Genomic DNA, 19,969 nt, shown 5'->3' on the forward strand with positions numbered 1-19,969 from the left:
GCGGGGCCGGTCAGGGATGACCGGCCGTTTTCGGGGAGGCAGGGACAGCCGACTCGAAAACCCCCAGGCGAAGCCCGACCCCGCCCGTAGGGCAATAAGCATACGGCCGCGATAGCGGCCCTTCCTTGAGGGGTCGCCGCAGGCGTGGCCGCGAGGGTCACCCCCGCCGTCTCTCCAACACGACACAACACGCCGCGACAAAACCAAACGCGATGGCGCAGCCGAGCCCAACACCTCCCCAAAAAACGCAAAAAAAAACGGCATGCCGGAGCATGCCGTTTCGGAAAATACGTTGAAGGGTTCCCGTCAGATCTTCGCGATACCTTCGGGGCGCTTGGCGCCGGCGAAGTGCTTGGACCAGTAAGCCTCGTTGAGGTTATCCACGCGCACCGTCTTGCCTGCCGACGGAGAATGGATGAACTGGCCGTTGTCGATGTAGATGCCGACGTGCGAGATGGCCTTGCCGCGGGTGCGGAAGAAGACCAGGTCACCCGTCTTCATCTCGTTGCGCTTGACCTTCAGGCCGGCGAGGAACTGGCTGGCCGAGTTGGTCGGGAGGTCGAGGCCGATGCTGTGCGAGAAGACGTAGCGGACAAAACCGCTGCAGTCGAAGCCGGTGGACGGGGCGCGGCCACCGCGGTGGTAACGGATATCGCGGAGCTTCATGGCGAAGGCCAGGAGGGCCTCGCGGGCATGACCGTCGACGTGACCGGCCAGCTTGTCGGTGGCGGCGGCGACGAGGCTGTCGTCGTCATCGTCACCCAGTGTGTCGTCGTCGCTGGCGGCCGGAGCGGCAACCTTGGCGGCGGCAACCGGCGCCTTGGGGGCAACCAAGGAAGCGACGTCAGGGATGGCCGACTGGGCGAGGGCATTCGCCGGGGCGAACACAGGGAGATCAGTGAGAAGAAGCGTCGCGGACTGGTCAAGACCCTGTGGAGCGGTGACCGTGTCGGCGATAACGGGTGTGACAGCAGCGAAACAGCAGGAGGCTAACGCGAGAGCGGTCAGTCGCTTTAAATGCATGAGCGAGAAGGCCTATTCATCGTGAAGTTAAGCCGCCGTGAAGGTGAGACGACCGTGAACGAGTGGTGAAGTTACCAAACCCCCTCGCCCTAGTTGTTGGCATAAAGTTAAAAAACGCCTGTCCTAGGAAACATTCATACAAGTCGCAGGAAACCGCGGAAAACAGGCCGGAAACCTGAACCGATATAAGCACTTGGATTCACATATGTGATGGTCCGGACGGCCCGTCGCAGGCGGTCGGGAACCGAAAACGTGCATCCGGTCACGTCAGGCGTTGTACGCCCTGGCGCCAAACAAGGCGCTGCCTACCCTCACCTCGGTGCTGCCCTCGGCGATGGCCAGGGCGAAGTCACCGCTCATGCCCATCGACAGGCGATCGACCGTGTGACCGGCCTCGCGGGCGGTGTAACGACATTGATACAGGGTCCGGAAGCAGCCGCGGACGATGGCCTCGTCTTCGGATGCCTCAGCCAGCGTCATCAACCCACGCACCCGCAGCGACGAGAACGCACGGAGCTGATCGAGGAACGCGGGAAGCATGTCCGGGGCGAGCCCGAACTTGCTGTCCTCGCGGGAGGTCTTGACCTGGATGAGGACATCGATCGCCCTGCCTTCGGCCTGCAGCGCCTTGTCCAGCGCGACGGCCAGATCCAGCCGGTCCAGCGACTGGACCTCGGACGCGAGCCGGGCAACGGGCCTGGCCTTGTTCGTCTGCAGGTGCCCGATGACCACCCAGTCCAGCGCCTCGGCCGCCAGGTCGGCGGCCTTGGCCTGAATCTCCTGCACCTTGTTCTCGCCGAAACGCCGCAGGCCGAGGCCGACGGCCTCACGGACCACGTCACTGCCGAAGGTCTTGCTGACCGGTAACAACGTCACTTCGGAGGGATCGCGCCCCACGCTGACGCAGGCCGCGGCGATCCGGCCCCGCACGATCGCGAGGCGACCGGCGAGCGTATCGGCATCTGCGGTCGTACCGGCACCAGCGGTCATGCCTTCGACGCTTCCTGGAAGTGCCGGGCGACGACGTCGGCCACCACCATGCTTACGCGCTTGCCCGTCGGGATGTGCAGGAACTCGTTCGGGCCGTGCGCGTTGGAATGCGGCCCAAGCACGCCGGTGATGAGGAACTGGGCCTGCGGGAATTTCTCGCCCAGCATGCCCATGAAAGGAATGCTGCCGCCCTCACCCATGTAGGCGGCCGGAGCACCGAAGTAGTGCTCGGATGCCTTCGCGACGGCCTCTTCCAGCCACGGCGACAGCGCCGGCGCGTTCCAGCCGCTACCGTCCTTCTCGAGGGCGAAGCTGACTTTCGCGCCGTACGGGGGATCCTTCTCGAGCAGCTCCTTGAGGAACTTGCCAGCTTCGGCACCCGACAGTGTCGGCGGTACGCGCAGGCTGAGCTTGACCGCGGTCTTCGGGCGCAGCACGTTGCCGGCGCTGTCCAGCGGCGGCATGCCGCCCACACCGGTCACGGCCAGCTGCGGACGCCAGGTGCGGTTGAGCACGAGCTCGGTCAGATCGCTGGTGGTGGGCTTCATGCCTTCGACAAACGGGAACTTGTCGTAAATGTCCGTGCCCAGCACGTCGGCCGAGCGACGCGCCTGCTCGATACGCTGCGCGGGAATCTCGACGTACAGTTCCTTCGGCACGATCTCGCCGGTCTGCGGGTTCTCCAGACGGCTGAGGATGTCGCGCAAAATACGGAAGCTGGAAGGCACGACGCCCGACGCGTCGCCGGAATGCACACCCTCTTCGAGCACCTGCACGGTGAGGTTGCCGCCGGTCATGCCGCGCAGCGACGTGGTCAGCCAGAGCTGGTCGTAGTTGCCGCAGCCGGAGTCGAGGCAGACCACGAGGGCCGGGTTGCCGATGCGGTCGGCCAGGTGGTCCACGTAGTAAGGCAGATCGTAGCTGCCCGACTCTTCGCAGGCCTCGATCATGATTACGCAGCGCGCGTGCGGCACGCCCTGCTCGCGCAGCGCCAGCAGCGCCGCCAGCGAGCCGAAGATCGCGTAGCCATCATCCGCGCCGCCACGACCGTAAAGCTTGTCGCCCTTGATCACCGGCGTCCACGGACCGAGGTCCTCGGCCCAGCCCGTCATCTCCGGCTGCTTGTCGAGGTGGCCATAGAGCACGACGGTCTCGTCGGTGCCCTTGCCGGTCACGCCCTGCGCCGGCACGTCGATGTAGATCAGCGGCGTACGGCCCTCGAGGCGGACCACCTCGAGCGTGGCACCCTCGAACGCCGGCAGCTTGGAGCGCGCCCACGTTTCCATCAGCGTCACGGCCTGATCCATGTACCCGTGCTCGCGCCACTGCGCATCGAACATGGGCGACTTGTTCGGAATACGGATGTACTCGACCAGCTGCGGGACGATTTCCGCGTCCCAGAGGCCGCTGACGAAGGAAGAAATGCGCGAGGTATCCATGGCGGGCACGACTCTGTGGGGCAAAGGACGATTGTAACAGCGCCGACAGGGGTGACCTTCACACCGTGGTCCGGCTCCGTCGCGCCGTGATGCGCGCGACGCACGCTGACAACGCCGCCGCGCCGGTACGCGACGCCGTTTGCGCAGCGCAGAGTGCCCGGGCGTCATCCGACGCGCCTACCCAGGAGGTTTCACCGTGAACTACCGTCTGTTCGCCCTCGCCGGCCTTCTCACCTGTCTGCCCGCCTTCGCCTCCACCCCCGTCAACGTGAATACGGCCGACGCCCCTACGCTCGCGCAGTCACTCGATGGCGTCGGCCTCGCCAAGGCTCAGGCGATCGTGGCGTGGCGGGAAGCCAACGGCAGCTTCGAATCCGCCGACCAGCTCGTCGAGGTCAAGGGCATCGGCCAGTCCCTCGTCGACCGCAACCGGGACGCCATCCAGGTGGACGGGGGTGCCAAAACCGCAAAGAGCGCCAAGCCGCCCCGCGCCGCCAAAGCGAAGGCCAGGGCGAAGGCGGCCGACGCGGACGAGTGACCCCTACCCCTTTCGCCGCCGGCGGAACGCGCTACACTCGCGCCCCATGCCGGCGGCGCTTCTGCCCTGCCGACGTGACCAGGGGCCAGACGAAAGCAATGATCCTGCCGCGTTACCGCATCGCCGCCTCCGCCATCCCCGGCGCAGGCAAAGGTCTGTTCGTCGATGAATTCGTCGCCGCGGGCCGTATCGTCACCGCGCCCGACGCGATCGACCAGACGCACCGCTGGGACGACATCATGGCGTCCCCCGCCCTGTCCGCCGACCTTCACGCCGCCGCGCGCTGGTTCGAGGACCGCTACACGGTGTCGCCCGACTGGCCGGACGAGTGCTACGTGAATCACAGCTTCGAGCCCACCGGCCTCTGGCACCTGGGCTTCATCTTTGCGGCGAAGGATCTCGCGCAAGGCACTGAAATCACTGTCGATTACCGACACCTTCTCGCGCCGGGCCAGGAAGAGAGCTTTAATGACGCGGCAAGTGGTGAGAAAATAACCGGCTTGCCCTGGCAGGAAAGCCTCGCGCAGTCCACGCGCGCCCTGGCAGCTCTGCTCGGCTGAACCCTTGGTCACCTCGATGTCACTATCCGATATCCCCGTTCTGGAAACGCCGCGCCTGCGGCTCACCGCTCTTACCGAACATCACTTCGACGACTACGCGAGGATGCTCGCGGATGCGGAGAGCACGCGCTGGATCGGTGACGGCCAGCCGCTCGACCGCATGAATGCCTGGCGATCCATGGCCATGCTGCTCGGCCACTGGGCGTTACGTGGCTGCGGCATGTGGGCCATGGAACTGAAGGACACCGGTGAATTCATCGGCCGTGCCGGCCTCATGAAACCCGAAGGCTGGCCCGACCTCGAACTGGGCTGGATGCTGAAGCCCGAACACCGCCACCACGGTTATGCCACCGAAGCAGGTGAGGCCATCCTCGCCTTCGCCTGGAAAGAGATGCACGCGCAGCGTGTGATCAGCCTCGTGCGCATCGGCAACGAAGCCTCCGACCACGTCGCCGAGCGCCTGGGCGGCGAGCACATCGACAACATCGACTTCCTTGGCGGCGCGACGCATCTGTTCGCCTATTACCCGCCGCACCGCGAAGTCCGCCGGGCGGGCTGACTCACAGGGCTCACATCGCCGGCGCGAAATCCGAACGGCGCCGGCGCTGCTGTGTCGAGCTGGCGAGACCGGCGAGCGCCAGCAGCCGTGCGGTGCGCATCCATGCCACGACCGCCACGCCAAGCTGCACGATCAGAAACGCGGCGAACCATTCGCCGCCGACCGCGACCGAATGACCGCGCCAGGATGCGATCAACACGGTCAGACCCAGGCCGACCGCCGTAATGACGACATAGGCGAACAGGCTGGCGACGGGTCGACGCACCACCTGCACCACGCCGCGTCCGAACGCACGCCATGCCGAGCGCAAGGTGATGTCCGCGATGAACTGTGCACGCGCCGACTCCACGATCGCCTGGGCGACGACGAAGCACAGTGCGATCACCACGAGCGACCCATGCTGGTACATATCGGCGGTCGACGGCAGCAAGGCGGCGTCGACCTTATCGTCGACGAGGGACGAAACACCTTTCGCGGCAAGGACGACGAGGCCGTAGGGAATCAGCGAGAGCGGGAGCAGGCGCAGCATGCGTCCGTACTCGGTCGCACCGCCTTGCAACAGCCCGCCAAAACTCAGGGCGCGATTCGCCCGACCGCCGGCAACGGCCATGCCGGAAAGAAACGGCGAGATGGCAAGCGTCAGCACCGCCCCCGCGACGAACGCCGAACCGATCCACGGGCTGGCTTGCAACGCGGACGACACATCGCCCAGGAAAAGACCGTTGAAGTGACGCGCCCATTCCTCCGCGTGCACGGAGTGACCCAACAGGCCGTCGAGCACGCGCCAGAGCGGCAACGCCACGACGAGGGTCGGCAGTAACGTGATGAACACCCACAGCAGCATCAGCCGCCATTGCAGGCCTCCGACCATGCCGAGACCCAGAGCCGAAGCGGCCGAACGTTTGGTGCGCGCGTTCATAGCGTCCCCAGGAAAGCGTAGATACCCTGGATCAGCGCAGCGAAGTCGGCGCCCCAGCGGTTGGAAGCGGCGTGATTCGACTCGACGGTGCGACTGTCGTTGAGCTTGTTCGCATCGAGATAAATCTTCTGCGCCGGATCGAGCTCGGCGGAAACGCCCTTCGCGGGCTTCGTGAACGCGAAGCGCGCCCAGCGTCGCTGATCGTCCCAGTGCACGGTTTCCGTTGAGCCGTCGGCGAAGCTGACTTTGAGCGTCTGCGGCACATTCGCGCCGTCGCGCCAGACCGTCACAACGGTCTTCCAGGGGAACGGACCGGTGCCCTCTTTCGCATCCGGATGCGATTTTTTCCAGGCATCTCGTCGCCTGTCGATCACCGCCTCGTTCTCGTCGCTGCTCGTCTCGACCCGCCTGCCGTCCTTCATGACGGTGCCAGCCAGTGGGAGCACTTCGTTACTGGTTATGTCGCTGACACGGTCGTCGATACGATCGGTGCCGAAGACGTATTGGTTGAACACCTGCGCGACGACATCAGGCTTGCCGGACGATTCGGAAAGCGAGGCCTGAAGGTCGGCAATGGACGGATGACGGAAGTGCCACCGGGCGCAGTAGTCCTTGAAGGCCTTTTCCATCACCTCCTTGCCGAGACGCTCCTCCAGATCGTGCATCGCCGTCGCGGTACGCGTATAGACCGTCACGTAATCGCCGCTCGACAGGCGATCCCATGCGTTTTGTCCGAGCGGGTCGGATGGACGGGAAAGCGTGGCGAACATGCGCTCGAGCATGAAGACAGGCATCGCCGGCTGCACGCCGAAGAACTGCCAGACCGGCTGCGTGAGATACAACGGCTGGCCGCGCTCGCGCAGCATGCGTTCGTCCCAGTACTCGTTGAGGCCCTCGTCCAGCATGGGCTCTTCGAACTCGTTCGAGGCCAGCAGTCCGTAGAAATAACCATGGCCGAATTCGTGGATCGTGACGAAGTCGAGCATGTACTCGTCCATCGTCTTCGGCTTGACGCTGTCGTATGCCTCGGCGGTGAAGAACGTCGGGTACTCCATCCCGCCGGCTTCGGACGCGTTGAACGGCGGCACGACCGCGGTCACCGTCTTATACGGGTAAGGACCCAGCGTGTCGGAAAAGTAGCTCAGCGAATCGAGCGTCGCCTTAAGCACCGGTTTCGCGCTGGCCGCGTATTCGGGCGGATAGATCACCCGCACCCTGACCTTCGGGCTGCCGGGTCCGTTCCAGTCACTGTCCAGTGTCTTGTAGCCGGGGGCGGCCATCCACGCAAAATCGTGTACGTCGCCCTGGATGAAATGCCAGGTCAGTTCATTTCCTTCCGGAACCGGCTCACCCTGCTGCTCACCGACCGCGCCGACGACGTAGCCTTTCGGCACGGTCATGCGCACGTCGTACTCGGCGAAGTCGGCATAGAACTCGCTGCTGAAGTGGAACTCGTGCACGTTCCACCGCGGCTCGGTCGCACCGCGCTCACCCGGAAGCTCGAGCACGCCGATCTTCGGGAACCACTGGGCGACCAGATGGAACTGGCCCACGTAGCCCGTGCGCTCTATCACGCGCGGTAGCTGGCTGTGAAAATTCATATCCAGGGTCACGTTGCCGCCGGCCGGCACGGGCTGCGCCAGATCCACGCGAATCACGGTGTGATCCGTCGCAGGGCCGCCGTCGGGATGGACGTAACTCCACTTCAGGGCGGCGCCGTCCTGCTCGACGTTACCAAGGTCGATGTAGCCCCATTCGCCCTTCTTCACCTCGGCGGTGCCGCGTGCGCCACCGGCGGCGGCGAGCAGCGCGCGCTCGGTGAAAAAGGTGCTGCCCTCGCCTTCGAACGCGTTGAGATACATGTGCAGGAAGACCGCCGACACGGGACGGTCGCTGCGGTTATGCCAGGTCAGCTGCTGCTGGCCGTCCACGGTGTGCTTGTCGGGATCGAGGCGCGCCTGGATGCGATACGACACCACGCGATCCGAGAGGGTCGCTTCCTGACCGTTACGCGGGCCGCCCCAGGCGTCGGGCGCACTGGGTGTGCGTACCGAGCCGGCATGCGGCGAGGCGAAGGGAATTTCGACAGGGACCGCAGGCGGCGCCACGGTGCTGGCCCCTGCCGGCGCGGGAAGAGCGGGCGCGGCCGCTTGCCCCCACACACTACCGACGCAAAGCAGCAACCCCGCGGCGACGAAACGAACCATCCTGCCTGCCTCTCGGCGCATCGAACCCCCTCCCCCTGTCATCCGGCGATGATTGCTGGCTCAGACTTCACGCCGATATAGGCCAGAGGTCACGCCCCGCCTGCCATGACTCATCCCACGAAGGATCGCTGGCGCATCCATTTCGTGACAATCCACTTCTCACCCTGGGTGACGGGCGCCCCGCCATGCAGCGAAAGCACGTCCAGCGAGCCGTCGGCGTCGGTGTATTCGAAGTACAGCGCCTGCCCCTTGCGCGGCACGTAGCTGAAATCGATGCGGGGAAAGATGGTTTCGCCGCCGGCCTCGACATCGGCCAGGTACATGATCAGCGTGGAGACACGCTGACCGCCCTGGGCCAGATGGGGCTCGCTGCCTTTCTGGTCGGGCGGAAAGTAATCGAAGTGCGGTACGTACTCGCCGCCGACGCCATAGCGCATCACCTGCAGGCCTTCGCCGTGCTCATGGGGTAACCGCATGATCTCGGCGGCCCGCCGGTCGATGCGTAGTACGAGCGGGTTCTCGCCCCGCTGGAAAAACGCGCCTTCGCTCGTACGGATACCCATGACGGTATTGGCGCCCGACTCGGGCGACACCACGGCCGAGCGTGCCAGTCGCGATCTGGCCTGCTCGATCATCCCCTCGCACTCGGCGTCGTCGAGGACACCATCGAGAACGGCGATCGTCGGCCTGGCGATACGCAGAAGAACGCGGATGTCACGGTCGGAGGTCCGTAGTACATGCCCCTCCGCCAGGCGGGAGCCCGGGGTATGCCAGGCTGGCGCGGCGCGGGTCGCGGGCCCGCCGAACAGCGCATCGGCGATGGCCGTACGCGCGGCGGCCTCGTCGAAATCGTTTTCCCGCATCGTGGTGAGCAGCTCGGCCGGCGCCGACCCTGCCGCCAGCGCCTCACCGATCCACGTGTGCCATTCGGGGGTGATCCTGGTGTGCCGTCGCGTATCCATATGCGCTAGCCTCGCTCCGGGGCATTGAACCGTACTAATTGACATCCTACACCGACACGGTGAGTCACTGAAACGCCCGGGGAGGCCGCATGACGCAGCACGCACATGGCAGTTTCGAAGTAAAGATCGCCCCCGACGGGGCCGTTGACGCGGATGATGGATCGGCACTCGGCCGGATGAGTCTGGAGAAGACGTTTTACGGAGGGATGGAGGGTACCTCCAAAGGAACCATGCTCACCGCCGGAAGTACGAGCGTGCAGGGTTCGGCTGCCTACGCGGCCGTGGAGCGATTCACGGGCTCGGTCAACGGGCGAGCCGGCAGCTTTGCGCTCGTCCACCGAGGGGTGATGTCCGCGGCCGGACAGGAACTGCTCATCACGATCGTCCCGGATACCGGCAGCCGCGAACTCACGGGCATCACCGGAACCTTTTCGATCACGATCGATAACGCGGGTGGGCACACCTACGACCTGGCGTATACGCTGCCTTAGGTGGCCAACAACCACGCCAGCTTCTTCGCCTTAGGCAGCCGCTTCACCGCCCACTCGGCCCGCGACGCCTCCGACCGGTCCGCGAATGGCCGTGAGCCCAGCAACCGTACCGGCGGATTGGCCCGCGTATAGCGCGCACCCTTCCCTGCCACATGAGCCGCATAGCGTGCGTCGAGGTCGTTGGTTATCCCCGCGTACCAGGCGCCGTTCCGACATTCGATGAGATAGACGCACCACATGGACGTAGCGTAACCCGCCGCCCCGTGACGGGCGACACGCAGGATCAGCCCGCCTTTGCTGGTGCCGTGAGTTTTTCGAGTGCCTTACCCACGGCGGCGAACGCGAACGCGCCGGTGACGTGCGTGGCCGCACCAAGCCCACCGCCGCAGTCCAGCTTGAGCGCGTCGCTACCGGGCGGGCGCACGCCACACACGCTGCCGTCCGCCTGCGGGTACTGGACGTTCTGCAACGAGTACACCGCCGAAACGCCGAAGAAGCGATCGGGGTTGCGGGGAAAACCGTGCTCCTGGCGAAGCTTTTTCCGGATCATGCTGAGCATGGCGTCGTGCTCGGTACGCGACAGGTCGCGCACGCGGACCTGCGTCGGATCGGTGCGACCGCCGGCCGCGCCTACCGTGACCAGCGGGACCTTTCGCCGACGACACCAGACGATCGTCTCCAGCTTGACCTTGAGCGCGTCGCACGCGTCGATCACCACATCGTAGTTGCGGTTGAGCAGTTCATCGAGCGTGGACGGCGTAAGGAAGCGTTCCATGGCCTCGAGCCGGAGGGTCGGACTGATCGCATGAGCCCGCTCGGCGATGACGCCGACCTTGGGTTTGCCGTACTGACCGTCGAGTGCATGCAGCTGACGATTGGTATTGGACAGGCAGACGTCGTCGCCATCGATCAGGGTCAGGCGCCCCACACCGCTGCGCGCCAGGGCTTCCGCCGCCCACGAGCCGACGCCACCGACACCGATGACGCAGACATGCGCATGGGCGAGGCGGTCCAGGCTGCCGCGCCCGTAGAGGCGCTCGATACCGGCGAAGCGTTCCGCCTGTGCGGTGCTCACATGACTCTCGGAGGAAAGGACTGTGCTCATTGTCTCATATTGAAAGAATGGGGCCGTCCGCTATGCTGACGGCCGTGCCAAGCCATGGAACACCAATGCGTGCGCTGCTCTTCGTCATCCTCGGCCTCGCGGTCGGCGCGATGGGCGCGACTTTCGCGCTGTCCGCCTTGCGCCAGGGCACGCCGTTCCATGACGGCGTGATGGCCGTGATGCAGCACCACATGGGCGCGCTGCGAGCCAACGTGCGGGCGAAACAGTGCGATGCCAAGGTCTCGGCCGAGCGGCTGGCGCGCCTGCGCCTGACGGCCGGCGACATTCGTGAGGCGTTCCCGGATATGGACGCGGGGTTCGCCAGAGCCGGCGCCACGCTGGATGCCGCACTGGATGCGGCCGTCGCGGCGGCGCCCGCCAGCTGCGACGGCCTTGCCGTCGCGCTGAAACCCGTAGGCGATGCCTGCCAGTCCTGCCATCAGCAGTATCGCTGACCCATGAACGACGCCGGCCCCTCTGTCGCCTCGCCTTCGGACAAGCCCACCGGTCCGCTCGGCTTCCTGCGTATGCGCTGGTGGCTGCTGGTGCGCGCCATGGCGCGCTTTGAAACGACCATGTTCCTGCGTACGCGCTATTCGCAGCCGAAGATGGTGGCGATCGGCGTCGTCGGCAGCTTCTGCCTGGCGGTGTATTACCCGGTCTGGGCCTACCTGTTCCCGCAGCCCTACGAGAACCTGCCGATGCGGCTGGTCTGTAGCGCGACCTTCATCCCGCTCGCCCTGCTGCCCTGGTGGCCGCGTCGTCTGCGAACGCATCTGCCGACATACTGGTATTTCGCGATGACGGTCGCGATGCCGTTTTTCGTCGGCTACATGACCTTGCGCAACGCCACTCCCGCGTGGCTGATGACCCATCTTGCCTGCGTCATGCTGCTGATGATGCTGTTCGACCTGGTCAGCTTCCTGCTGGTGTTCTCGCTGGGCAGCCTGCTCGCGGGCCTGGTGTTCGTGCTGTCCCCGGAAGCCCACCTGCATACCCGGACGATGCTGGAGTACATCCCCTTGCTGATGTTCGGCATGGTCGGTGGCGCCACCTGCACGGTGTCGTCGAACATGGCCGAGCAATCGCGGATCGACGCCCTGACCGCGGCGTCCAACAACATCGCCCACGAGCTGCGCACGCCATTGGGGTCACTGCGCATCGCCGCGCGCGCCGTCGCCCGCTTCATGCCCGATCTGATCCGCAGTCACCGGCTCGCCGAGAGCGAGGGCCTGGCCGTCCCCGAAATGCGCGCGCAGAACCTGCATGCGCTGGAGCGCAGCATCGGTGTGATGGAGCGCGAGGTCACCTACGCCAACACGATCATCGACATGCTGCTGCTTTCGGCACGTCCGATCGGCGAGGTGCCGCTGTCCCTGCTCCAGGCCCGCGAGTGCGTGGAGCAGGCGCTACGCCGGTTTCCCTATGGCTCGCGCGCCGAACGAGACCGCATCACCCTGTCGCCGACCGGCGACTTCTCGCTCATGGGCGAGGAAAGCCTGGTGGTCCACGTGCTGTTCAATCTTCTGCGCAATGCACTTTTTCATACAGATCGCGCCGGCAAGGGCGAAATCCGGGTCTTCATCGAGCCCGCCGACGGTGGCAACCGGATCCGGGTCCACGACACCGGTCCGGGCATCCCCGCGGACGTCCTGCCCCGCATTTTCAACCGGTTTTATTCCTATTCCAGCGACAGCGCCGGCACCGGCACCATCACCGGACTGGGAATAGGACTCGCTTTTTGCCGCGCGGCGATGGAGCATATGGGCGGTGGCATCGCATGCCGTACCGACCTGGGTGAATTCACCGAATTCACTCTGACCTTCCCGCATTCGAACACCGGGGGCCGGCAGTGACGACGTTGAACGCGCAGGGCGACATCCAGCCTTTCCATTTCCCGACCACCACGGTGCTGGTCGACGACCACGAGGAATACCTCGACGTCGTCCCGTTGCTGCTCGATCCCATGGTCCGGGTCCGCACCTTCAGTTCACCGCGCAGCGCGCTGGCCACGCTGGGCAACAACGGCAGCCGTCCGGTGCCGGGCGGGGGCTGGCTCTACCGCTGGAAGGACCGACCCTCGGAGACCCAGGAGCTGGTGGCCCTCGACATCGATTCGATCCATCGGGTGGTCTACGACCCGGAGCGCTTCGCGGAGATTTCGGTGGTGGTGGTGGATCAGGCCATGCCCGAGATGGACGGCATCACGTTCTGCAAGCGCCTGCCGAATCCGCATATCGGCAAGATCCTGCTGACCGGCCGGGCCGATGACGCCACGGCGATCGATGCCTTCAATTCGGGCGTGATCGACCGCTTCATCCGCAAGAACGACCCGCTGGCCATCGAGAAGCTGCAGACCGCCATCTCCGAGCTGCAGCGCCGGTACTTCGACCGCGCCAGCGCCTTCGTCGCCGAAACGCTGGCCCTGGGCAACTTCCGCTTCCTGCGCGACCCCGCCTTCCGCGAGGTCCTGCAGAGCGTCACCGCCACGTTCCAGCCCGTGGAGTGCTACGTGCACTGCAACCCGACGGGCCTGTTGCTGGTCGACGCCTGGGGGATCGGCCGGTTCCTGCTGGTCCAGACGGACGAGGACCTGCGCACCCACTATGAAATTGCGGCAGATCTGGGCGCCCCCGGCGCCGTCCTGGAGTCCCTGCGGAGTGGCGAAGCCCTGCCCTGGTTCAACTCCCGTGACGGCTTCTATCACAAAGGCGTGGAGCGGCCTGAAGAACACATGTATGCCGCCACCGCCGTTTCCGGCGAGCAGTGGTACTACTACGCCCTGATCGACGACGTGGAGCGATTCCGGCTTCAGCACGTCAAGTCGTACCGCACCTGGCTCCGGGAGCAGGATCTGAGTCTGGCCGCCGACAGCCGACCACGATTCATCTAAACGGGTTACCTTCGCCCTTCCGGACACGCCATCGCGCCCAGCACCCGGCGCGTGGCGTTGTGTTGCCCAAAACATGCGGTGCGGTCGCGGGTCTTCCGACCCGCCGACGCTTCTCTCCAGGTATTGCGTAAGGCCGCAGGGTCGTTCGCGACCCACCCCTGGCCTTTCTCGTTTTCGCGCCCGCCCGGGCGAGGTTGGCGCGCGCGTGCCGTTCGTGGTGAACGGCAACGTGTCCATCGCCCATGCCATCGAGAGAGAGATGTCCATGGAAAATGTTTCCGTTCTGCACCGTGTCGTTACCGCCCCTGCGCTGCCTGGCTTCGTTGCGACCCGCGTGGATCGATTCCACAACGAACGCGTGGCGATCGACTGGGGTGGCCGTCACATTTTGCGCGGGCGTCGCCCCGCCGGCGGCGACCTGATGCTCCAGAGCAACGATTACCTTGCGATCGCGGGACATCCCGCCATCGTCGAAGCACAGCGTGAGGCACTGGCCGAAGGCGGCCTTGGCATGATGATGTCGGCGCTGTTTCAGCAGGACGCGGATCAGCCGCTGCATCGTGTAGAGGCCGAGCTGGCACGTGCGGTAGGGAGTGAGGACGGCATCCTCGCGCAATCCGGTTTCGCCGCCAACGTCGGCCTCATCCAGTCCATCGCCGGCGATCGCATCCCCGTCTACGTCGACATGCTCGCGCACGCGTCGCTATGGGAAGGCATTCGCAGCGCCGGGGCCAGAGCGGTGTCCGTATTGCACAACGACGTGACGCATCTGGAGCGACAGGTGCTGCGCAACGGCCCGGGCGTGATCGTCGTGGATGCGGTCTACAGCACCAACGGCAGCCTCGCTCCCCTCGAGGCCATCGCCAACCTGTCCCGGGAGCACGGCTGCGTCCTCGTTGTCGACGAGTCGCATTCGCTGGGTACGCACGGCGTGCGCGGGGAAGGACTGGTTGCCAGCCTGGGCCTCAACGACCGCGTGCATTTCATCACGGCGAGCCTGGCCAAGGCGTATTGCTCGCGCGCGGGGTTCATCGCGTGCACCACACGTTTCAAGGATTATTTCGGTTGCGAAGCCCTGCCCGCCATCTTCAGTTCGTCCTTGCTGCCACACGAACTCGCGGGTATGTCGGCGGCCCATCGGGTCATCCAGACCGAGGGCTGGAGGCGCCAGCGCCTGCGCCAGGTGACGCGCCGGGTACGCGCGGAACTGACGGAACTGGGCTATCCGATCGCGGATGGAACCGAGCAGATCATCGCCTTCGAAGCCGGCCAGGAGATCCTCACCGGCAAGGTACGTGACGTGATGGAACAGCACGGCGTCTTCGGTTCCGTGTTCAGCGCACCTGCCACCACGGTCAACCGCTCGTTGCTGCGCCTGACACTGAACGCGGGCATGAGCGACGATGACGTGACACGACTGATCGACGTGTGCCGCGTCGCGCGCGACGCCATGGCGTTGCCGTCATGGAGCGCCACGCGTCGGGCGCGCCGCGATGGCGAGCGGGAATCGGCGGCCGCCGAAGTGGCGTGAGGGCTCCGGCTCAGTAGGACGGCAGCGGGATTCGCTCGCTTTCGTCCCCCGGTACGAGTGGGAAACGTCCTTCGGCCCACTCGACCTTCGCCGCTTCGATCAGCTCTTTCGAACTGGCGACGAAATTCCACCAGAGGTGGCGCTCCCCATCGAGTGGGGCGCCGCCGAACAACATGATCAACGACGGTTGCGTGGCCTCGAGCACCGGAGCTTCGCCTTCGTGGGCCACGGCCATGTCCAGCGCCCCCAGCGGAAGGTCGCCGAAGCGCGCGGCACCTTCCACCACGTAGGCGCCCCACTCCGCGTGCTGCTCAGGCATCGTCACACGTGCGCCCGCTCCCAGCCGCGCCTCGACGAAAAACATGGGTGCGAAAACGCGTACGGGCGACGACACACCGAAAGCCTCACCGGCGATGACGACCAGTCGCGCACCGTCGCGCTCCACCACGGGCAACGTGCTCGCCGGATGGTGGTGAAATTCGGGATCGATGCGTTCATGGGTCTTCGGCAACGCCACCCAGACCTGTATGCCGTGGAGATCCTGTCCGCTGTGACGTTCGTCCGGCGGGGTGCGTTCGGAATGCGCGATACCGCGCCCGGCCGTCATCCAGTTGACGTCACCGGGATGGATATCCACCGCGCTGCCGAGACTGTCGCGATGGCGGATCGCCCCCTGAAACAGCCAGGTCACCGTGGCGAGGCCGATGTGCGGATGCGGGCGGACATCCATGCCCTTGTCCTCACCGAAGGAGGCAGGTCCCATCTGATCGAAGAAGACGAAGGGGCCGACGTGTCGGGCCTTGAGATGCGGCAGCATGCGCCGTACGACGAATCCGTCGCCGAGGTCGCGCTGCTTGCCGTCGATGGGCGTGATGGTCATGGCGCACAGACTAACGCGCGTGCACCCAGTCCGCGATGCGTCTGGCGACTGCGCCGGGCGCTTTCATCCACGCGAAATGATCCGCGGGCGCCCCGTCGAGGTCGTCAGGCACGACGACCGAGACCTCGCGCGGCGCGTCGGGCATCTTATCCAGCAGGAATGCCAGCGAGGGCGCGGGCCCCAACCAGTCGTCCCGTAGACGCTGGGCCAGGACGGGTGCTTTCTGGTGGCGCAGTGCGGCCTCCAGGTCGACGTCCATGCCACGAGCTGCGTAACGCCCGGTGCGACCGCTGCGCGACCAGTCCGCGATCACGCCACGGGCCTCATTGCCACCGAAGCCGATCCGGCGACCGGGAAGCCGACCGGCCACAGCCGCGAGTAACGGAGCCGCCACGTAGGCGAGACCGACCCAGGGACTGAAGCGGCGCCAGTACGGTGCCCCACTGGCGACCAGCACCAGACCGGAAACCGGCATTGCCGTCGTCGCCGCGAGCAAGGAGGCGAGTTGCCCGCCGAGACTGTGCCCTCCCACATACAGCGGCGCGCCCGGCGCGGCCTGACCAAGGCGGTGGAGGCTGGCCGGCAGGTCGTCATGCAGGAGTTCGCGATAGCCCCAGTTGACTCGACGCGAGGCGCGCCGGTCGCTGGAGCCGATGCCTCGCCACTCGTGAATGGCGACGGCGATACCTCGCGCGCTCAGCGCGAGAGCAAGCGATTCATAGTGACGGGCGCCGACGCCCATGGCGGGCAGCCAGAGCAGCGTCGCGGCGATCTCGCCCGTTGGCAGGTAAAGCAGCAGATCCGACGATGCCCCGTCCGCCATGCGCATTGGCGCTGCGCTGCGCACGATCGCATCGCGCGTGGGTTCCGTCATCGATTCAGCTTCCCCGAAACGCAAAAACCCTCCCGGCACAGGGCGCCGGGAGGGCTAAAGTCATGCAAAACGGGCGGCGCGAGCCAGCCCTGGGGCATTACTTCGGAACGACGTTGTCAGCCTGCGGACCTTTCTGGCCCTGGGTCACGGTGTATTCCACCTTCTGACCCTCGGCAAGCGACTTGAAGCCGTTGCCCTGGATGGAACGGAAATGCACGAACACGTCCGGACCACCCTCATCCTGAGTGATGAAGCCAAAGCCCTTGGCGTCGTTGAACCACTTCACAGTACCAGTTGCCATCACACACACCTCTATCCAACACACTAAAAACCCGGCTCGACGAGCCGGCGACTTACTGAGCTTGCAGGACCGGGTGAGGCGATGGAGCGTTAACTTCGCGCTTACATCGGGTCACTCGCGTGACCGCGCAGACACAGTAGGGTCGATCATAACCGTATTTTCCGGAAGTTCTGTAGGGGATCCCCTACATCAGCCGTTTTTTTGACACGGATCACGCGATTCGGACAGAAAAATCGGAAATGACGAGCAAAAAAAGGCCGGGCGTCGCCGCCCGGCCTTTTCGAAGCTCGGTCAGTCCGAAGGCTTAGGCCTTCTGGACTTCCTCAGCCTGCAGGCCCTTCTGGCCGTTCACGACCTTGAAGGAGACCTTCTCGCCTTCGGCGAGCGACTTGAAGCCGTTGCCCTGGATGGCGCGGAAGTGCACGAACACGTCGGGGCCATTCTCGCGCGAGATGAAGCCAAAGCCCTTGGCGTCGTTGAACCACTTGACGGTGCCGATTTCACGATCCGACATAGAAACACTCCAATACGATTTTTTACGAATAAAACCAGCAACTTGAATAGTTGCCGCCTAACTGGTGTGCAAGGAAACGCGAGGAGCGAAGCGATGTTGCGGATACGTGATCAGCTGCATCGGGTCAAACTAACTCTATGACCCCGGCAAACACAGTCCGGCGACTATACAGGCCCGGAAAACAAATTGCGATGGCGCGATACGCCGCCTCGCCCCGTCGCCACTGACGCCGCGTTCACTCATTCCGCGCACATGCTTGCGCCCCGTCGCAACGTTCATGCGAATTGACCTACCATCCGATCCACGCTCAGCCCAAGGGGGACCGCCTCATGAACCACTCCAGCTTCCGACTCGTTCCGCTTCTCATGGGCGCCCTCGCCCTCGCCGCGTGCGCGGACCACAACACCAAGCCGCAGCCCAGCACCACCCGGACGACCAGTTCATCCACGGCGACGGGCAAGAGCGTCGTCAAGCAGCGCACCGCGACCACGACCGTGACCAACGTTCCCGCGAGCAAGACGGGCGGCCGCGCCGCCGCTGCCGCGGGCCCGCTGCCGGACAGCACCGGCATCGCGGCATGCGATGAGTATCTGGCGAGCTACAAGAGCTGCCACCTCGCGGCGGGTATCTTCGCCCGCGACCAGATCGACAGCCGCTACGACATGATGCGCACCAGCCTGCTCCGCCAGTCGCAGGATCCGGATATGCGTGGCCAGCTCGGCGCCCGTTGCGCATCGCTTGCGGGTCAGCTGAAGGATGCGTTGCACGGCAAGTCGTGTGCCGATACCCCGGCACCGGCCTCCACGCGCTGATTAATCCGCGAGCGCTTCGCGCAGCAGACCGGCCAGCCCTCGCGGCTGGCCTTTTTCTATGACGATACGCGGCGTGCCATGCCACGTCGCACACTCATGCAGGGCCTCCGCCAGGTCCCCGACCAGCGCCGGAGACAGGACGACCCCATCCTCCAGCCAGACGCCCAGCACCTGAAATAGCCCTTCCTGGCGATGAGCCTTGGCGTCGAGCCGACCGATCAGGCGCCCGCGATGCAGGATCGGCAGCACATAGTAGCCGTACTTCCGTCGGGGCGCGGGCGTGTAGCACTCGATGGTGTATTCGAAACCGAACAGTTCCAGCGCGCGTGCCCGATCCCACACGACGGGATCGAAAGGCGACAGCAGCACGGTTCGTGTGGCCCTCAAACCGTTGCGTGCGGCGTCGGCGAGCGATCCAGCGTGCTCGCGGTGGACGTATGCCCTGTCGCTCCACCCGGTGACGGCAACCTCGATGAGCACTCCCTCCGCCACCAGCGACGCCAGCTCCTCGTCGGTCACGCGCGGACGCAGGCGGTAGTAGTCGGCGATCCAGCGCGCCCGGGCGATGCCCAGCGCCGCCACGCTGCGCAGGATGAAATGACGACGCACCGCCGATTCGTCGAGGGAGTCCGCTGGCGGCGGCTCCGGCCAGCGTGCCGTGACCCGCTCGGCGAGATCGTAGACGCGCTGGAAACGATCGCGCCGGGCGACCATCAGGTCGCCGAGGGCAAACCACGCCTCCAGCCAGCGCTTTTCGGGTTTCCAGCCCCACCACCCTTTCGTTCCGGTGGCTTCGCGCTCGAAGTCTGCGGCGCGCAGGGGGCCTTCCCTACGGATGCGGTCGATCAGGGCATCCATGTCGCCGCGGGCCTCGGCGTGTACGCGCAGCGCGTTCTTATGCGCCCAGTGCCCCGCCCGCCCACTGCGGTAGTCCCGGTGGAAGCGATAGTCCTGCGCTGGCACGAAACAGGCCTCGTGCGCCCAGCATTCGGCGAGCAGGCCGTCGGCAAGCGATTCGTCGAGCCACTCGGTGCGATAGGCACCCAGTCGCGAGAAAAGCACCATGTAAGGGCTTCGCGCGACGACGCTGATCGTATCGATCTGCAGCATGCCCATACGTGAGATCGCGGTCAGGACGTCCGCCTTGCGCGCTCGCCGCGTCACACGTTTAGCGAGGCCCTGCGCGGCCAGATGCAGCAGCTGCGCCGAACGATGAGACAGCTCCATCACGGCGTCCGTGGAGGACCTGTCGGATACGCGTGACGGCACGGTAAAGGCCTTTCCGCAGTTGGGCCGCCATTAAATCGTGCCTTGCTAGCGTCGGCAACGATGTCGCAAGCCGAGGGCTTGCGACCCCTGCCACCCCCGACC

General features: G+C 65.4%; 22 protein-coding genes. 9 read left to right on the forward strand and 13 right to left on the reverse strand.

Annotation, left to right across the window (positions count from 1 at the left end; all coding sequences use genetic code 11):
- Positions 1-306: 306 nt before the first annotated feature.
- The 3 genes from B5X73_RS18890 to B5X73_RS18900 form a co-directional block, all read right to left on the reverse strand.
- Complete coding sequence (locus B5X73_RS18890) at positions 307-834, reverse strand: C40 family peptidase (RefSeq protein ID WP_343124646.1); 528 nt, start codon at positions 832-834, stop codon at positions 307-309.
- Positions 835-1,290: 456 nt separating this feature from the next.
- A complete protein-coding gene (locus tag B5X73_RS18895) occupies positions 1,291-2,013 on the reverse strand; it encodes a YggS family pyridoxal phosphate-dependent enzyme (protein ID WP_079522890.1) in 723 nt (240 codons plus the stop codon).
- Positions 2,010-3,452 carry a M20 family metallopeptidase gene (locus tag B5X73_RS18900; RefSeq protein WP_036111867.1) on the reverse strand — a complete coding sequence of 481 codons (1,443 nt, stop codon included), beginning with the start codon at positions 3,450-3,452 and terminating at the stop codon, positions 2,010-2,012. The genes B5X73_RS18895 and B5X73_RS18900 overlap by 4 nt, the downstream gene beginning before the upstream one ends.
- Before the next feature lie 196 nt (positions 3,453-3,648).
- Between B5X73_RS18900 and B5X73_RS18905 the strand changes: the two genes are divergently transcribed.
- The 3 genes from B5X73_RS18905 to B5X73_RS18915 all read left to right on the forward strand — a co-directional run bounded on the left by B5X73_RS18905 (position 3,649) and on the right by B5X73_RS18915 (position 5,109).
- Positions 3,649-3,990: a ComEA family DNA-binding protein gene (locus tag B5X73_RS18905; RefSeq protein WP_139382844.1), complete on the forward strand. Its 342-nt coding sequence runs from the start codon at positions 3,649-3,651 to the stop codon at positions 3,988-3,990.
- 98 nt (positions 3,991-4,088) lie between these two features.
- A complete protein-coding gene (locus B5X73_RS18910; RefSeq protein ID WP_043694877.1) occupies positions 4,089-4,550 on the forward strand; it encodes an SET domain-containing protein-lysine N-methyltransferase in 462 nt (153 codons plus the stop codon).
- 16 nt (positions 4,551-4,566) lie between these two features.
- The gene (locus B5X73_RS18915) at positions 4,567-5,109 is read left to right on the forward strand and encodes a GNAT family N-acetyltransferase (RefSeq protein ID WP_036111861.1); all 543 of its coding nucleotides are present in this window, start codon (positions 4,567-4,569) and stop codon (positions 5,107-5,109) included.
- 10 nt (positions 5,110-5,119) lie between these two features.
- Here B5X73_RS18915 and B5X73_RS18920 read toward each other — a convergent pair whose 3' ends face one another.
- From B5X73_RS18920 to B5X73_RS18930, 3 genes are all read right to left on the reverse strand, one after another.
- Positions 5,120-6,028 carry a hypothetical protein gene (locus tag B5X73_RS18920; protein ID WP_079522892.1) on the reverse strand — a complete coding sequence of 303 codons (909 nt, stop codon included), beginning with the start codon at positions 6,026-6,028 and terminating at the stop codon, positions 5,120-5,122.
- Positions 6,025-8,235: a M1 family metallopeptidase gene (locus B5X73_RS18925; RefSeq protein ID WP_079522893.1), complete on the reverse strand. Its 2,211-nt coding sequence runs from the start codon at positions 8,233-8,235 to the stop codon at positions 6,025-6,027. The genes B5X73_RS18920 and B5X73_RS18925 overlap by 4 nt, the downstream gene beginning before the upstream one ends.
- 110 nt (positions 8,236-8,345) lie before the next feature.
- Positions 8,346-9,197, reverse strand: coding sequence for a 2OG-Fe(II) oxygenase (locus B5X73_RS18930; protein ID WP_079522894.1), 852 nt, complete (start codon positions 9,195-9,197; stop codon positions 8,346-8,348).
- Between the two features lie 89 nt (positions 9,198-9,286).
- On the opposite strand from B5X73_RS18930, the gene B5X73_RS18935 reads away from it, so the two are divergent.
- Positions 9,287-9,688 (forward strand): DUF3224 domain-containing protein, encoded by a 402-nt coding sequence (locus tag B5X73_RS18935; RefSeq protein WP_079522895.1) that lies wholly within the window; start codon positions 9,287-9,289, stop codon positions 9,686-9,688.
- Here the strand turns inward: B5X73_RS18935 and B5X73_RS18940 are convergent.
- Both B5X73_RS18940 and B5X73_RS18945 read right to left on the reverse strand, forming a co-directional pair.
- Positions 9,685-9,927 carry a GIY-YIG nuclease family protein gene (locus tag B5X73_RS18940; protein WP_036111852.1) on the reverse strand — a complete coding sequence of 81 codons (243 nt, stop codon included), beginning with the start codon at positions 9,925-9,927 and terminating at the stop codon, positions 9,685-9,687. The genes B5X73_RS18935 and B5X73_RS18940 overlap by 4 nt on opposite strands.
- Positions 9,928-9,971: 44 nt before the next feature.
- Positions 9,972-10,763: a tRNA threonylcarbamoyladenosine dehydratase gene (locus B5X73_RS18945; protein ID WP_254857339.1), complete on the reverse strand. Its 792-nt coding sequence runs from the start codon at positions 10,761-10,763 to the stop codon at positions 9,972-9,974.
- A 95-nt stretch (positions 10,764-10,858) separates the two neighbouring features.
- On the opposite strand from B5X73_RS18945, the gene B5X73_RS18950 reads away from it, so the two are divergent.
- From B5X73_RS18950 to cqsA, 4 genes are all read left to right on the forward strand, one after another.
- Positions 10,859-11,248, forward strand: a complete 390-nt coding sequence (locus tag B5X73_RS18950) for a cytochrome c (protein WP_079522897.1) — start codon at positions 10,859-10,861, stop codon at positions 11,246-11,248.
- A 3-nt stretch (positions 11,249-11,251) separates the two neighbouring features.
- Entirely contained in the window at positions 11,252-12,649 is a 1,398-nt protein-coding gene (locus B5X73_RS18955) for a sensor histidine kinase (protein WP_051943433.1), read from the forward strand.
- A complete protein-coding gene (locus B5X73_RS18960; RefSeq protein WP_051943431.1) occupies positions 12,646-13,686 on the forward strand; it encodes a response regulator in 1,041 nt (346 codons plus the stop codon). Before B5X73_RS18955 ends, B5X73_RS18960 begins: the two co-directional genes overlap by 4 nt.
- 205 nt (positions 13,687-13,891) lie before the next feature.
- The gene (gene cqsA, locus B5X73_RS18965) at positions 13,892-15,217 is read left to right on the forward strand and encodes an alpha-hydroxyketone-type quorum-sensing autoinducer synthase (RefSeq protein WP_217699795.1); all 1,326 of its coding nucleotides are present in this window, start codon (positions 13,892-13,894) and stop codon (positions 15,215-15,217) included.
- A 10-nt stretch (positions 15,218-15,227) separates the two neighbouring features.
- Here the strand turns inward: cqsA and B5X73_RS18970 are convergent, their stop codons facing one another.
- The 4 genes from B5X73_RS18970 to B5X73_RS18985 all read right to left on the reverse strand — a co-directional run bounded on the left by B5X73_RS18970 (position 15,228) and on the right by B5X73_RS18985 (position 17,786).
- The gene (locus B5X73_RS18970) at positions 15,228-16,097 is read right to left on the reverse strand and encodes a pirin family protein (protein ID WP_079522898.1); all 870 of its coding nucleotides are present in this window, start codon (positions 16,095-16,097) and stop codon (positions 15,228-15,230) included.
- Positions 16,098-16,107: 10 nt separating this feature from the next.
- Positions 16,108-16,971 (reverse strand): alpha/beta hydrolase family protein, encoded by an 864-nt coding sequence (locus B5X73_RS18975; protein ID WP_079522899.1) that lies wholly within the window; start codon positions 16,969-16,971, stop codon positions 16,108-16,110.
- Positions 16,972-17,068: 97 nt separating this feature from the next.
- Positions 17,069-17,272, reverse strand: a complete 204-nt coding sequence (locus B5X73_RS18980; RefSeq protein WP_036111837.1) for a transcription antiterminator/RNA stability regulator CspE — start codon at positions 17,270-17,272, stop codon at positions 17,069-17,071.
- Between the two features lie 304 nt (positions 17,273-17,576).
- Positions 17,577-17,786 (reverse strand): cold-shock protein, encoded by a 210-nt coding sequence (locus B5X73_RS18985; protein WP_036111834.1) that lies wholly within the window; start codon positions 17,784-17,786, stop codon positions 17,577-17,579.
- Between the two features lie 329 nt (positions 17,787-18,115).
- Between B5X73_RS18985 and B5X73_RS18990 the strand changes: the two genes are divergently transcribed.
- Entirely contained in the window at positions 18,116-18,598 is a 483-nt protein-coding gene (locus B5X73_RS18990) for a hypothetical protein (RefSeq protein WP_079522900.1), read from the forward strand.
- On the opposite strand, the gene B5X73_RS18995 is transcribed toward B5X73_RS18990, so the two are convergent.
- Positions 18,599-19,825, reverse strand: a complete 1,227-nt coding sequence (locus tag B5X73_RS18995; RefSeq protein ID WP_079522901.1) for a winged helix-turn-helix domain-containing protein — start codon at positions 19,823-19,825, stop codon at positions 18,599-18,601.
- Between the last annotated feature and the right edge of the window lie 144 nt (positions 19,826-19,969).

The organism is Luteibacter sp. 22Crub2.1 (assembly GCF_900167995.1).
Classification (GTDB): domain Bacteria; phylum Pseudomonadota; class Gammaproteobacteria; order Xanthomonadales; family Rhodanobacteraceae; genus Luteibacter; species Luteibacter mycovicinus.

Excerpts from the sequence above, each read along its gene's own strand:
- B5X73_RS18895 (WP_079522890.1), bottom strand. The coding sequence starts at position 2,013 with ATGACCGCTGGTGCCGGTACGACCGCAGATGCCGATACGCTCGCCGGT.
- B5X73_RS18900 (WP_036111867.1), bottom strand. The coding sequence starts at position 3,452 with ATGGATACCTCGCGCATTTCTTCCTTCGTCAGCGGCCTCTGGGACGCG.
- B5X73_RS18910 (WP_043694877.1), top strand. The coding sequence starts at position 4,089 with ATGATCCTGCCGCGTTACCGCATCGCCGCCTCCGCCATCCCCGGCGCA.
- B5X73_RS18915 (WP_036111861.1), top strand. The coding sequence starts at position 4,567 with ATGTCACTATCCGATATCCCCGTTCTGGAAACGCCGCGCCTGCGGCTC.
- B5X73_RS18920 (WP_079522892.1), bottom strand. The coding sequence starts at position 6,028 with ATGAACGCGCGCACCAAACGTTCGGCCGCTTCGGCTCTGGGTCTCGGC.
- B5X73_RS18925 (WP_079522893.1), bottom strand. The coding sequence starts at position 8,235 with ATGGTTCGTTTCGTCGCCGCGGGGTTGCTGCTTTGCGTCGGTAGTGTG.
- B5X73_RS18930 (WP_079522894.1), bottom strand. The coding sequence starts at position 9,197 with ATGGATACGCGACGGCACACCAGGATCACCCCCGAATGGCACACGTGG.
- B5X73_RS18935 (WP_079522895.1), top strand. The coding sequence starts at position 9,287 with ATGACGCAGCACGCACATGGCAGTTTCGAAGTAAAGATCGCCCCCGAC.
- B5X73_RS18940 (WP_036111852.1), bottom strand. The coding sequence starts at position 9,927 with ATGTGGTGCGTCTATCTCATCGAATGTCGGAACGGCGCCTGGTACGCG.
- B5X73_RS18950 (WP_079522897.1), top strand. The coding sequence starts at position 10,859 with ATGCGTGCGCTGCTCTTCGTCATCCTCGGCCTCGCGGTCGGCGCGATG.
- B5X73_RS18955 (WP_051943433.1), top strand. The coding sequence starts at position 11,252 with ATGAACGACGCCGGCCCCTCTGTCGCCTCGCCTTCGGACAAGCCCACC.
- B5X73_RS18970 (WP_079522898.1), bottom strand. The coding sequence starts at position 16,097 with ATGACCATCACGCCCATCGACGGCAAGCAGCGCGACCTCGGCGACGGA.
- B5X73_RS18975 (WP_079522899.1), bottom strand. The coding sequence starts at position 16,971 with ATGACGGAACCCACGCGCGATGCGATCGTGCGCAGCGCAGCGCCAATG.
- B5X73_RS18980 (WP_036111837.1), bottom strand. The coding sequence starts at position 17,272 with ATGGCAACTGGTACTGTGAAGTGGTTCAACGACGCCAAGGGCTTTGGC.
- B5X73_RS18985 (WP_036111834.1), bottom strand. The coding sequence starts at position 17,786 with ATGTCGGATCGTGAAATCGGCACCGTCAAGTGGTTCAACGACGCCAAG.
- B5X73_RS18990 (WP_079522900.1), top strand. The coding sequence starts at position 18,116 with ATGAACCACTCCAGCTTCCGACTCGTTCCGCTTCTCATGGGCGCCCTC.
- B5X73_RS18995 (WP_079522901.1), bottom strand. The coding sequence starts at position 19,825 with ATGGAGCTGTCTCATCGTTCGGCGCAGCTGCTGCATCTGGCCGCGCAG.